Consider the following 12558-nt stretch of genomic DNA (forward strand, 5'->3'; position numbering starts at 1 on the left):
ATTCCCTTACTTCTTAACGTTTGCCGCATTGCGCGACGAACAAGTTATTCTCATTGGCAGACAGCAAGCCGGCGATCACAGGGCTTACCGCCGTTCCCTGCGCCTGCTCCCTACTGGCAAGCTTCGCATTCTGGGTTGTCGATCGAGCAGAACTTCGCTTCCTCTACCGCCGGTGCAGCGGACGCGCCACTATCGGCAACATTCGACACCGCATTCAAGGTTCCCGCACGGGATGTGGACTTCTCCGCCGACGTCGCCCCCAAAGCACGCAAGTAATATGTCGTCTTCAAACCGCGCACCCATGCCAGCTTATATGTCTCATCGAGCTTGCGCCCAGACACGCCGGACATATAGATGTTGAGCGATTGCGCCTGGTCTATCCATTTCTGGCGACGCGAAGCCGCTTCGATCAACCATTTCGGCTCGACCTCGAATGCGGTGGCATACAACTCGCGCAACTCCGCAGGAATACGGTCGATCTTCGACAGGCTGCCATCGAAATACTTGAGATCTGCAATCATCACCTCATCCCACAAACCCAGCGCCTTCAGGTCGCTCACCAGGTGATCGTTAATGACGGTGAACTCACCGGAGAGGTTCGACTTCACGAAGATGTTCTGGTATGTCGGCTCGATACATGCCGAAACACCGATGATATTGGAGATGGTGGCGGTCGGCGCAATGGCCACGCAATTCGAATTGCGCATTCCGTACTGCCAAATACGGGAACGCAACGCATCCCAGTCCATGCTGGACGACATATCCACCTCAACGAAACCGCCGCGTTGCTCGCGCAGCAGGTTCAGGCTGTCCTGCGGCAGGATACCGCGGTCCCACAGGCTGCCACGATAGGTAGCATAACGGCCACGTTCTTCCGCCAGTTCGGTCGAAGCCCAATAGGCGTAGTAGCAGACCGCCTCCATGGAACGATCAGCGAACTCGACCGCCGCCTCGGACGAATAGGGAATGCGCAATTCATGCAGACAATCCTGAAAGCCCATGATGCCGAGGCCGACCGGACGATGCTTGAGATTGGAGTTGCGCGCCTTGGCGACTGCGTAGTAGTTGATATCAACCACGTTATCCAGCATGCGCATGGCCGTACTCACGGTACGCTTCAATTTGTCATGATCGATCTGCCCCGCCTTGGCATGCCCCTTGGGAAACAGGTGTGCGGCCAGATTGACCGATCCGAGGTTACAAACGGCGATCTCACTATCGGAAGTATTCAGCGTGATCTCGGTGCACAGGTTGGAACTATGCACTACGCCCACATGCTGTTGCGGACTGCGGATATTGCAAGGATCCTTGAAGGTGATCCAGGGGTGGCCGGTCTCGAACAGCATGGTCAACATCTTGCGCCAGAGCGATTGCGCCGGCACTTTCTTGAACAGCTTCAGTTCGCCAGTGGCGACCTTGGCCTCATAGCCAAGATAGGCCTTTTCGAATTCGGCACCGAATTTGTCATGCAGGTCGGGGCAGGTCGAGGGCGAGAACAGCGTCCATTCGCCACCTTCCATCACACGCTTCATGAACAGGTCGGGGATCCAGTTCGAGGTGTTCATGTCGTGGGTGCGGCGGCGGTCGTCGCCAGTGTTCTTGCGCAGCTCAAGGAATTCCTCGATGTCGAGGTGCCAAGTCTCCAGATAGGCGCACACCGCCCCCTTGCGCTTGCCCCCTTGGTTCACAGCCACTGCGGTGTCGTTCACCACCTTGAGGAAAGGCACCACTCCTTGCGACTTGCCATTGGTGCCCTTGATGTGGCTACCCAGCGCGCGCACATTGGTCCAGTCGTTACCCAGACCGCCCGCGAACTTGGACAGCAGCGCGTTCTCTTTCAACGCTTCGTAGATTCCATCGAGGTCATCCGCCACGGTGGTCAGGTAGCAGGAAGACAGTTGCGAACGGCGCGTACCCGAGTTGAACAAGGTTGGCGTGGAGCTCATGAAGTCGAAGCTGGACAACAGGCGGTAGAACTCAATTGCACGTTCCTCGCGGTTGATCTCGTTCAGACTCAAACCCATCGCCACGCGCATGAAGAACGCCTGCGGCAACTCAATGCGCTTGCCATCCACATGCAGGAAATAACGATCGTATAGCGTCTGCAACCCGAGATAATTGAACTGCAGGTCACGCGAGGCGTCGAGCGCCCTGCCAAGACGATCCAGATCAAAATGGGCCAACTCTTCGTTCAACAGCTCAGCTTCGATGCCCCGCTTGATGAATTTCGGGAAATATTCCACATATCGCGCAGCCATATCTGCCTGCGCGACCTCCTCCCCGAGGATTTCGCAGAAAATGTTGTCCAGCAACAAGCGCGCAGTAACGAAACTATAAGCGGGATCTTGCTCGATCAGCGTACGCGCCGAAAGGATGGCGCATTTGCGCACCTCTTCGATGGCGACGCCATCGTACAAATCCTTCAAAGTCAGCTTAAGGATCTTCTCCGCATCGACAGCAGCCCCCAGGCCGACGCAGGCGGACTGGATCTGCGCAATCAGCTGCGCCACATCCAGAGGGCGAACCACCTCACCATCTTTTACGTTCAGCACATGCGCCGTTTCAGCCTCTTTCTTGGCTTTGCCGCGCTCGCGCGTCCGCTGCTCCCGGTACAGCACATATGAGCGCGCGACGTCGTGCTCCCCGGATCGCATCAGCGACAATTCAACCTGATCCTGGATATCCTCTATATGCAGGGTTCCACCATGCGGCTGTCGACGGATCAGCGCATTCACCACATTCGCCGTCAATTGCTCAACCAGTTCGCGCACCCGCGCCGACGCCGCACCTTGCCCGCCGTTCACAGCAATGAAAGCCTTGGTCATGGCAATGGAGATTTTCGCGGGCTCGAACGCAACAACGGAACCGTTGCGACGAATCACTTTATATTGATCTAAAGGCAGACTACCGGAGGACGTGACAGATTCGGAATCTTGATGCACAAGCATGGATGTAACAGATGAAGAAACACTTTCAGAAGCAAGCAACATACAACTCCCCTTTAATTGCTTGAGCCGGACCAGCATTCAAGCCGACACGGCTAAAAAATCAAAAACCACTACATCTAGTGGTACACCCTGTGAATTGGAACTAATTCTAGTGCATCACTGGATTTATGCAAGAAAAATTTTGGCCTATATCTTTTTCACTTTTTCTTTGCAAAGACAGCTCGGGATCGCGACCTATTTCAGGCGGGAAAAATACCCGTCCCAGTCAAAAAAGGGCCCCGGATCTGTCTTGCGTCCAGGAGCAATATCGGAATGTCCGACGATATCGGCAATCGGATAGATGCGTTTAAGCCGCCTCGTCAAACGCACCAGCGCAGCGTACTGAATTTCAGCATATGGCTCGAAGTCGCTACCCTCGAGTTCGATTCCGATGGAAAAGTCATTGCAACGGGTACGACCGCGCCAGTTGGAGACACCGGCATGCCAGGCTCGCTTGCCGCATGGAACGAACTGCACCACCTGACCGTTACGTCGTATCAGGAAGTGGGATGACACCCGCAGCTCCTTGATCTGCTCGAAAAACGGATGCTCCGCATGATCCAGCGAATTGGTAAAAAACTGCTCAATCGCGCGCCCCCCGTACTCATTGGGCGGCAAGCTGATGCTATGGATGACCAGCAAATCGACGTGCACGCCAGGCGGCCGGCCATCATGATTGGGCGAAGCCACATGCCGCACCCCACTCAGCCATCCCAGAGCATCGGACTTCAATCGGCGCCGTCCTTGTCGGTAATTGACAGTCGCTCCATGCGATACCGCAAGGCACGGAACGTCACCCCCAGAATCTTGGCAGCGGCAGTGCGATTGAAGTGGGTCTGACGCAGCGCCTCCAGTATCGCCTCCCGCTCAATCCTGTCAAGATAGTCGGTGAGCGGGTACTTTCCCGCTCCGCCGCTCGCCTCTTCGGTCTGCGCCGCCGACATCGGCATCAATTGCAAATCGGCAGGCATAATCACCCCTTCCTGACACAGGGCCAATGAACGCTCGATGATATTCTCCATCTCCCGCACGTTTCCGGGGAAGTCGTAGCGCATCAGCGCTTCCAGAGCTTGCGGCGAAAAGCGGGCAGGGGAATCTCCGCGCAGACGCTCCAGAATCTGATTTGCGATTTGCGGCACATCCTCGCGCATTTCTCGCAGAGAGGGCATGTGGATAGAAATGACGTTCAGTCGATAATAAAGATCCTGCCTGAATGTACCCTGTTGCACGCACTTCCCCAGATCGCGATGGGTTGCACTCAGGATACGCACATCCACCGATTCCTCCTGGGTCGCACCTACCCGGCGCACTTTCTTTTCCTGGATGGCCCGCAACAATTTGACCTGCATCACCATCGGCAGGTCAGCTACCTCGTCCAGCAGCAAGGTTCCATGATTTGCCGTCTGGAAGAACCCCTCTTTATCCTTGTCCGCACCTGTGAATGCGCCTTTTCGATAACCGAAGAATTCGCTTTCCATCAGGTTTTCCGGGATCGCGCCACAGTTGACCGCAACGAACGCTTGCTCGTTACGCGCGCTTTTTTCCACGATCAGGCGGGCAGCCAACTCCTTCCCGCTGCCCGATTCACCACTGATGTGCACTGGGGCCTGGCTACGCGCCACCCGCCCTATCAATTCGCGCACTTGGGCCATGGCCGGTGAATTGCCCGACAAAATACGCCCGCCATCCCTCGCTCTCGCATTAGCGGCAGGCAATTTGAGCGCAGAGGCAACCAGTGTACGCAATTGATCCAGCGCCACCGGCTTGGACAGATAGTCAAATGCCCCCGCCTTGAGTGCCGCCACCGCGTTTTCCAGATTGCCATGTGCAGTGATTACCGCCACCGGGACATCCATGCCGCGCTCGTTGATATGGCGCACCACCTCAAGCCCATCACCGTCAGGAATACGCATGTCCGTCAGGCACAAGTCGAATGTTTCAGCGTCCAGAAGCTGCCTGGCCTGCTTCACATTGCTTGCCCTGGCCACATCCAGCCCCATGCGGCTTAGGGCCAGTTCCAGCAATTCCAATATATCCGCCTCATCATCCACCACAAGAACCCGGGGATTGGCCTTATTTTCATTTTTCATATCTCATTTCCGCTTCCAAAAACGATACGGAAACACGCCCCTCCGTCTGGCGCTCGCCGGTATTCAATCATCGCGCCGTTAGCTTCGCAAAGTTCGCGCGCAATATACAGCCCCAGCCCAGTTCCCTTGGTGTCGGTAGTAAAGAACGGTTCAAACAGCTTCTGTGCCGCATCGGCGCTCACCCCGGGCCCATCATCAGAAACCTCCATCACCGTCCTGCCATCTTCTGAAGTGAATGCCCGCAAACGTACGCTCCCAGACTGCCGCTGACAATAACGCAAAGCATTACGACACAGATTCCACAACACCTGCTCAAAGTGGCCGCGATCAAAGCGTGCCGAACAATCCGGCGCTACCCGCAAGTCGAACACAGGGCGCGGCACCTGTTCAACCTGGCAGATGTTCACGATGAGTTCCTCCATCAGCACCGACAGATTGAGGCGTTCCGCCTGCAACCGGTCACGCCGGTTGACCTGCATCACATCTTGCACAATGCGATTCAGGCGCGTCGTATTATCAAGAATGATCTGGAATAGCCGTGCTTGTGCAGAATCGTGTTGCTGTTCTTTCAGCAACTCGGTTGCATAACTGATCGAAGAAAGCGGATTTCGCACCTCATGCGCAATATTCGCGGTCAGCCGACCGAGCGCAGCAAGCTTCACCTGCTGGGCCTGCTCCTGAACTCGCTGCATGTCCTCCAGCACGACCACCGCCCCCCAGAAACCCTCCCGCTGCACCGGCAGGAAACGTACGCGCACCGGGTGATTGGTACCAGGCAAGCGCAATGCCTCATGCCCAAGCGCCTTGTTTTGGCGCCAAGCCGCAAACATCGCATCCAGCACCGGCGAACAATCGGCCAAATGAACCCTCCCATCGAACGAGAATGTATATCCCAGCATTCTTTCTGCGCCGGGATTCGATTGCCTTACCAAGCCGCGCTCATCCACCACCAGCACCCCATCGGGCATATCCTGAATCATCAATCGGTTGGCTTCCGCCATGTTGGACAGATCCACACCTCGCCGAAAAGCCAGCTTTTCACTGGCAACGGCATATTTGGATAAGGTATGCGCCAACCATGCCACGGCAAAATAGGAGGTATTCAGGATGCCGACCTGCAAGAACATCCCTGCCGAAGCATCTCGGGTCAATACGGAATAACCATGCTGCAACAGCATGGCAATACTTGCCAGCGCCGCAAACAACAGGGTGATCCGGCCACGCGCGATCATGCCCGCCAGCGCCAATGACACCAGCAGCAGCATACCGAGATTGCTCTGCACCCCGCCGCCGAAATATGTCAGGGACGCGATCGCGACGATATCCGTGCATACCTGAAATGCCAATTGCAGGCTGGAACGGGGTCTGCGCAATCCGACAGCCAGGACCGAAGCCATCACCAGCAAGGTATAGACTGCCGCAACCCAGAAGAACCACGCCTGGTTATGGATGTTCAGCGAGAACATATCGCCGAACAATGTCGGGACCAGCAACATCAGCCCGCCCAACACCATGCGGTATAGATTGAACAGGCTGATTGAACGCCACTGACTCTCTTGCGACAGCGGCGCCGCCACTTGCAAGGCAGGAAAGATACCGGTCAGGGACAGGCTATCCCGCATCGGAACTACTTAGAGCCATGTGCGCGGCGGTGTGCATCACTGCAATAGAAATTTCCACCCGCCAGAATACTTTCGCTCTTAGGCAGATGCACGCCGCATTGAGCGCAACGAACCATTTCCTCAGCATCGGCGGATGCGTCATTTTTTGGGGGGTGCTTGGGAGTTTGCCCGCGCAATGATTTCAACAGCAAATAGACAACGATGATGACTGCCAGCAAAAACAGTAAGCGACTCATGCGCCACGCTCCACATAACGCCGCTCAGCGGCGACAAAAACTTATGTTCATTGTAAAGGCAATATACAAAGGCAACAAACCCTTCTGGCGCCACCGGTTTCTATTGCTTGAGGAAGGCCGCCTCAATCGGGTTCTCGGCCCTTCATTTGCTTGTGGCAGGCTCAAAGGCTGGAAGCGATGCTGGCGATCGTGACCGACAAAGCAGTCAGCCAGCCCAGATCGCCCAGGAATTTTGTGTCATCCAGCGAAAGTTTTTCATTGTTCTTGATTTTTGTATTTATTCTTTCCAATTCAGCCTGAAGTTCTTTCAGCTTCGCCTGCTGCAATTGCAACTCTTTCAATTTCGCCTGCCGGTTCTCCCGTAACGCATCCGCATCATTTTTCTGATTCATGTTATGCACCTCGCAACGTATGTTATAACGACAATTGCCAACAATTAGCGATTGCTGATTTCATTTTTGATGCAGTTTCATACTATGGGCCGAGTTGTGGGTTGTCAATTGCAGCCTCGACCGTAGCCCGTGTAAAGACCGAGACTTGGTTATTGGTCAGCAATGGCTTTCTGCTATCATTTATCGTTGATGTCGCCCCTGCACTGGCGCCTCCGTATCGGCATGCATTGCCGGCCGCGCGGTCAGGATATCGCCGAGCCAAGCCATCAATGCCGCATCAGGAAATTGACGATGAAACGCCGCCCTGCCGATTTTTAGGCATTTTATTGATGGACTTGTAACAAGTTGCTGAACTACTGATTTCTTAACTTATTCCCGAAGGCTTATTCCAAAATGAACAACCTGTTATCACGAATCCCCAATCGATACTGGGCCTATTTCGCTCTTTTAATTTGGGGGGGATTAAGTTTAATGTTGATGCATAAGACCCCCTACGGAATTGATGAGGGGGCGGCCCGAGCCTTACTACTGGTATGGTCCGTATCGGATAACGTCGTCAGTCCTATCGTGACTTTAGGATTTCCGGATTTCCGTGCGTTATTTCTGGTACCTGTCGGCATCCTGTGGACCGGCAATGTGATCGCAGCCAAAGTGATGACTCTTTTGATCATGTCAATCGCAGCCTGGGCATTCCATGCCTGGCGATATCGCAGCGGAGACACCGAAGGGGCATTGCTGGCGACAGGCTTGCTATTGATCTCTCCGCTGGTATTGGAGCAAATCGATACTATTTCAGTGGGAGTGTACCTGCTGCTTGCATTCTCGCTTGGCGCCTGGTCGGACTCGATCTATCGAGAGTCAAAGCTGGCATTCGGCGGAATGTATTTTGCCCAGATCTTCTTATGCCTGGTCTCCATCACCCTCCACCCTGTCGGCCTTGCCTATCCGCTTGCCTTGCTTTGGACCTGGTATAAAAATCCGATCAATCAGAGCCATCGCAACTATTTCTTTGTCGGGATCTCATTTGCCATCTTGATGGCCTTCGCATTGGTACCGGGCTGGGGCCATATCGAATGGTTCTCCAACCCCATCAGAAGCCTGTCCAGCACCATTCTTGGGCATGCTGAAGGCGAAGAATTCGGCATCTTCCATTGGCTGGTCGGAATCACGATGCTTACCGTCCTGTTGCTGGTAATTTTGAGGCAGGCAAATCGGTTATGGGCTGATTTCTTGGGCCGGATACTCCTGCTCGCCGTCGTGATCGGCTTGCTGGTAGGCGACGAGACATTTGGCATTGCCGCCTTGACGATCCTGTTATATTGGGGCTTGCCCTTGCTGCTGCGCAGCAACGCAAATTCCAGCGGCGGGTTCTGGGGACAACGAGGAGCAGCCCTGATTCTCATCTTTGCCCTGTCCACCACTTTCATGATGGTCAATAAAGCTCGCTATGAGCTGGTGCTGACTGGGTATCTTTCCCCCAGAGACAGCTTGATCAAGACACTGGCGGAAGACAGCGGCCTGTTCTTGAACGAAGAGTCAGATCAGGACTCTCCCACCAAAAAGCCGATCCGTGTAGCTAGCCAGTGGCCAGGCCTTACCATGCTGGCCTGTCGCTGTGATGCGCTCCCATTGCCCCCTGCCGCACAGAACAGCGAGGCACTGTTTGCCATGTTGCGGGGCATAGATTATTTGATATTCGACCCGCGCAATCCGGCAAACAGCTCACTTTCCCGAAATCTTGCCACCATGGAGACCGGGAAAGTCGAAACCGTCGCGTTGCGATCCGGCGGAGTGATTCTGCAAGTTGTAAAAACTCAGACTCCCCTACCCGCCAATCCTCAGGAAAAGAAAACATAATGGTCGAAATATTAATTTTCGTTGTCGCCGCGATATCCGGCCTGTTCATAACGGGATACGCGATTCATATGCTTGTTGGCGGATTGGTCAGCACCGATACCGAGTTCCAGCTGATCGCGCTGGTCTGCTTTGTGGTCGCATGCGGCATTGCTTATATGGCATGGGATGTTATCAAGCGTCGTCGCATCCAGAGACCGTAGCAATCAAAGCAAGTGGCTGACCGCAATCGGGAAAATCCGGATTGCATATCCATCAAAAATAGTCGACCATATGCCGCAGAAAACCCGGCTTGGAAGTTGCATGAGGTAGCGGATTCCGTTAGACTTAATAATGAAAAGGAAGGGTTTTGTCGGCTTCCTTTGAATGGAGTATTTTTATAAAAGGGGAGGGTATAGCATGCCAGTTGAACTGTTAGTGCCGATCGTGATTTTTGGTTTGGGTGTTGTAGTTGCAATGTCGCTCGGCAGCATGGGTATCGAGCGCATCACTGAGAAATAAGAATCACCAGCTTGCCATTCAAATAACATCAGAAAATTCTGGGTATCCCGGACATTTTCTGATGTTTCATTTTAACCCGCGGTCAGACACCTAATCATTCAGATCTACGTCGTCAGAGGCCCGTAAATAATTTGAGCTTCCCAAGATGACCACAAATGTTCTGCATCGCCACCTTTTGAAGTTCCTGCTTCTTTCTGCTCTGTCATTCTTTATTGGAACCATCCACGGGATGTTCCAGGTCATGCCGCCTGTTCGCGCCTGGCTGGATTCGATTGGCAGCCCATATGGCGGGCCCGGGCATATGATCGACCCGCTGGCCCACGCTCATATGAATCTGGTCGGCGGCGTGGTTCTGCTGGCCATGTGCGTGACCTACTATCTGCTGCCAATTTTCACCGGTAAAGCCATTTATTCGATAAAGCTGGTCCAGCATACGTTCTGGTGGGTAAGCATAGGCGTATACAGCTTTTACATCATCCAGATGGTATTCGGCATTTGGGAAGGCATTCTGATCAGCAATCCGGCAGCGATGTCTGCCGTGCACCGGTTTTACGGCCCCGTCATGGCAATTTCAGGAACTACGATGGCAGTAGGTTTTTGCACTTATCTGGCCAACGTGATCCTGACATTCAAGTCAGATCCAAAGTAGTGCCGGAAGAGCTTCTGTGCTAGCTTCCGGCCAACTTCAGCGGGAAAAACAGCACTTGTTCATCCGTACCACGCTGTAGCCGTACCTGCAGTTCTGTCGCATCGTTATCGCCAAGATCAATTGCGCGTCGATATACCCCGATAAGCCCGTCCTGAATGGCCTGCACCCAAGGTACGTCTTTCGCTGCACGCAAAGACACCAGCAGATCCTGGACCGGCCGGCCACGCGGCCCGGTTACGATCACGACAATCTCGGACATCCCCGCTTGCGGAGGGTTAGGATGGGTTTCGATGCGCACATCGATATCATTCCAGTGCTGTGCGGCGATCGGTGCCTGCTTGGCTTCGTCGCTGCAGGCAACCAGATTTGCTGTCAGCAGTCCCAGAAAAGCCGGCAGGAGCCATCGACTGAAGCGGATGGAAATAGGACAAGTCACTCTCTATTCCTTCTTTTGCGTCTCGTCCTGTGCATCATCTTGCTTCTCTTTGTCAGAATCCAGTCTTCCGGCAGCAGATGAACCATACAGATTGACCATGTAATACACGAACACCGCAGCGACTGTGATATACACAAGAGAACCGAGAAAGCCCGGCTCCGTCACCCAATCGGTCCATTTCACAACCACTCCGGGACGCAAGCCCCAGAACGGGAAACTGAGCCCTACGCCCACCAGCAGAACGATCACTACGACCGACATGAACCAATAAGGCACTTTCTGCTGCGATTCAGGGATTTTTTCCACCAGTTCCCAGTCTTCCATCCCGCGCTTTTCCAGCCGTTCCTTATCCGATGCGTAGCCGAAATTGTCCGCGCGCGGTTCACCCCAGCGCGCCTCTTCTGTGGAAGCTGCTGTTTTCTTATCTGATTGTTCCATCACACTTACTCCTATTCGACAAAGTGCTGAAGATTAAAACGGCCAACCCAGCCGTCATTCGATCTGACCACAACTGCGAACGGGTGCAAACCATGCTTCAGGTTGGGCGACATGGTCAGGGTTACTGAAGTCCTTCCGACCGATTTCATATTTACTTTAAGGTCGCTCAAGACGTAATCGTCATGTTGCAACCCCTCGACCTCCACGCTCAACTCTGCCGGGCGGTATCGCTTGCTGGAAATCTCGATGCGGTAATCCCGCGTCGAATGATTCCTGGCTGTTTCCAGATACCCCACAGCGATATGATACGGCTCATAAGACCAGATCCCCCATGCCAGCATTATGCTGCCGAGGAGCGCGAAAGGAGCAGTCCAGCGAAATCTGGACAACAACCGCATAGTGTTATCGCGAAGACGCTGGACGTTCTTGGTCGTCGCACGCTGCCCCAACTCGAATCGCAGTAGCCCGGTTTCATTCTTCTTGGCATGAAGCCGGTTGCAGGCATCAATACAATCGCCGCAATTGATGCAGCTATCGTAAATTTCGGTCTTGCGGGGGTCCAGCTCGATGAAGCAGGTCGTCACGCAATAATTGCATTTCTCGCACTCGTCTGCCCGGCTGGCATCGTAGGCGACATGCAGGGTTTCCCGGGTCTTGAACGAATGCTGCCAGACTTTATATACGCATGCGAACCGGCACCAGAAATGCCGCAGCACCGAAATATCCAGCAGAATGATCATCACCCAAACCGAATATATCCAATATAAAGAGCCGGCCAACCTTTTGTCTTCCCTGAAGATCAGGAAGGACCAGACCACATCCGGCGGGTAGAAATACAAAAGCGGCAACAGTGCGAAGAACATCGCTGCGACCAGGAACGAAAGCCCCAGCAATGTCCAGTTCAACACCTTGTTCTTGGCGGCCGCCACTTTGGGCGCCTCTCCGGTAAGGCTCACCTCAGCCCGCTTGCCGAGCAGTTTGTGCGTCATGTGATTCGCCCATTCCGCCAGGGAGTTCTGCGGACACGCCCAGCCGCAAAAAACCGTGCCCGCAAGCGAGTACAAGCCAACCAGCGCGCTTGCCAGCACGATCCATAATCCCGATATCAGGAAGAAATCGGCAAACCAGATTTGCCAGCCCAATACGACCAGCGCCCCGTTCTCGGGATCGATGCGGAACAAACCCGTCACCGGAATAAGCACCAGCAGGATCAATATGACGATCTGGACAGTGCGCCTTTTCCAGCGGTAATTGGCCACATCTTTTTTTGCTCCCGCATCAACAACCTTGATCGGGATGCCAGAAAGCGTTTTGTTGGTTCCAGAGGACATGAGTACCTTTTCTGCTGCGCTC

The 12558-nt window shown here is 54.1% G+C and carries 12 protein-coding genes; 3 read left to right on the top strand and 9 right to left on the bottom strand.

Annotated features, from left to right (window positions below; all coding sequences use genetic code 11):
- Window positions 1-110: 110 nt before the first annotated feature.
- The 6 genes from L6418_RS11760 to L6418_RS11785 all read right to left on the bottom strand — a co-directional run bounded on the left by L6418_RS11760 (window position 111) and on the right by L6418_RS11785 (window position 7327).
- Window positions 111-2948 carry a ribonucleoside-diphosphate reductase subunit alpha gene (locus L6418_RS11760; protein WP_237247112.1) on the bottom strand — a complete coding sequence of 946 codons (2838 nt, stop codon included), beginning with the start codon at window positions 2946-2948 and terminating at the stop codon, window positions 111-113.
- A gap of 234 nt (window positions 2949-3182) precedes the next feature.
- Window positions 3183-3719: a 1,6-anhydro-N-acetylmuramyl-L-alanine amidase AmpD gene (ampD, locus tag L6418_RS11765; protein ID WP_237247113.1), complete on the bottom strand. Its 537-nt coding sequence runs from the start codon at window positions 3717-3719 to the stop codon at window positions 3183-3185.
- Entirely contained in the window at window positions 3716-5077 is a 1362-nt protein-coding gene (locus L6418_RS11770) for a sigma-54 dependent transcriptional regulator (RefSeq protein WP_237247114.1), read from the bottom strand. The genes ampD and L6418_RS11770 overlap by 4 nt, the downstream gene beginning before the upstream one ends.
- Window positions 5074-6699: a nitrogen regulation protein NR(II) gene (locus L6418_RS11775; RefSeq protein WP_237247115.1), complete on the bottom strand. Its 1626-nt coding sequence runs from the start codon at window positions 6697-6699 to the stop codon at window positions 5074-5076. The genes L6418_RS11770 and L6418_RS11775 overlap by 4 nt, the downstream gene beginning before the upstream one ends.
- Window positions 6700-6704: 5 nt before the next feature.
- Entirely contained in the window at window positions 6705-6935 is a 231-nt protein-coding gene (locus L6418_RS11780; RefSeq protein WP_237247116.1) for a PP0621 family protein, read from the bottom strand.
- A 161-nt stretch (window positions 6936-7096) separates the two neighbouring features.
- Window positions 7097-7327 carry a hypothetical protein gene (locus tag L6418_RS11785; RefSeq protein WP_237247117.1) on the bottom strand — a complete coding sequence of 77 codons (231 nt, stop codon included), beginning with the start codon at window positions 7325-7327 and terminating at the stop codon, window positions 7097-7099.
- 393 nt (window positions 7328-7720) lie between these two features.
- Here L6418_RS11785 and L6418_RS11790 point away from each other — a divergent pair, with 393 nt between their 5' ends.
- The 3 genes from L6418_RS11790 to L6418_RS11800 all read left to right on the top strand — a co-directional run bounded on the left by L6418_RS11790 (window position 7721) and on the right by L6418_RS11800 (window position 10331).
- The gene (locus L6418_RS11790) at window positions 7721-9184 is read left to right on the top strand and encodes a hypothetical protein (protein ID WP_237247118.1); all 1464 of its coding nucleotides are present in this window, start codon (window positions 7721-7723) and stop codon (window positions 9182-9184) included.
- A complete protein-coding gene (locus L6418_RS11795; protein WP_237247119.1) occupies window positions 9184-9384 on the top strand; it encodes a hypothetical protein in 201 nt (66 codons plus the stop codon). Before L6418_RS11790 ends, L6418_RS11795 begins: the two co-directional genes overlap by 1 nt.
- A 443-nt stretch (window positions 9385-9827) precedes the next feature.
- Window positions 9828-10331 carry a cbb3-type cytochrome c oxidase subunit I gene (locus tag L6418_RS11800; RefSeq protein WP_237247120.1) on the top strand — a complete coding sequence of 168 codons (504 nt, stop codon included), beginning with the start codon at window positions 9828-9830 and terminating at the stop codon, window positions 10329-10331.
- Between the two features lie 19 nt (window positions 10332-10350).
- Here L6418_RS11800 and L6418_RS11805 read toward each other — a convergent pair whose 3' ends face one another.
- From L6418_RS11805 to L6418_RS11815, 3 genes are read right to left on the bottom strand one after another with little or no spacing between them, the layout of a single operon-like run.
- Window positions 10351-10767 carry a hypothetical protein gene (locus tag L6418_RS11805; RefSeq protein ID WP_237247121.1) on the bottom strand — a complete coding sequence of 139 codons (417 nt, stop codon included), beginning with the start codon at window positions 10765-10767 and terminating at the stop codon, window positions 10351-10353.
- 3 nt (window positions 10768-10770) lie between these two features.
- On the bottom strand, window positions 10771-11205 hold the full coding sequence (locus tag L6418_RS11810) for a hypothetical protein (RefSeq protein WP_237247122.1): 435 nt from the start codon (window positions 11203-11205) through the stop codon (window positions 10771-10773).
- Window positions 11206-11216: 11 nt separating this feature from the next.
- Window positions 11217-12536, bottom strand: coding sequence for a 4Fe-4S dicluster domain-containing protein (locus L6418_RS11815; protein ID WP_237247123.1), 1320 nt, complete (start codon window positions 12534-12536; stop codon window positions 11217-11219).
- Window positions 12537-12558 lie beyond the last annotated feature (22 nt).

The organism is Sideroxyarcus emersonii (assembly GCF_021654335.1).
In the GTDB taxonomy this organism is placed as follows: domain Bacteria; phylum Pseudomonadota; class Gammaproteobacteria; order Burkholderiales; family Gallionellaceae; genus Sideroxyarcus; species Sideroxyarcus emersonii.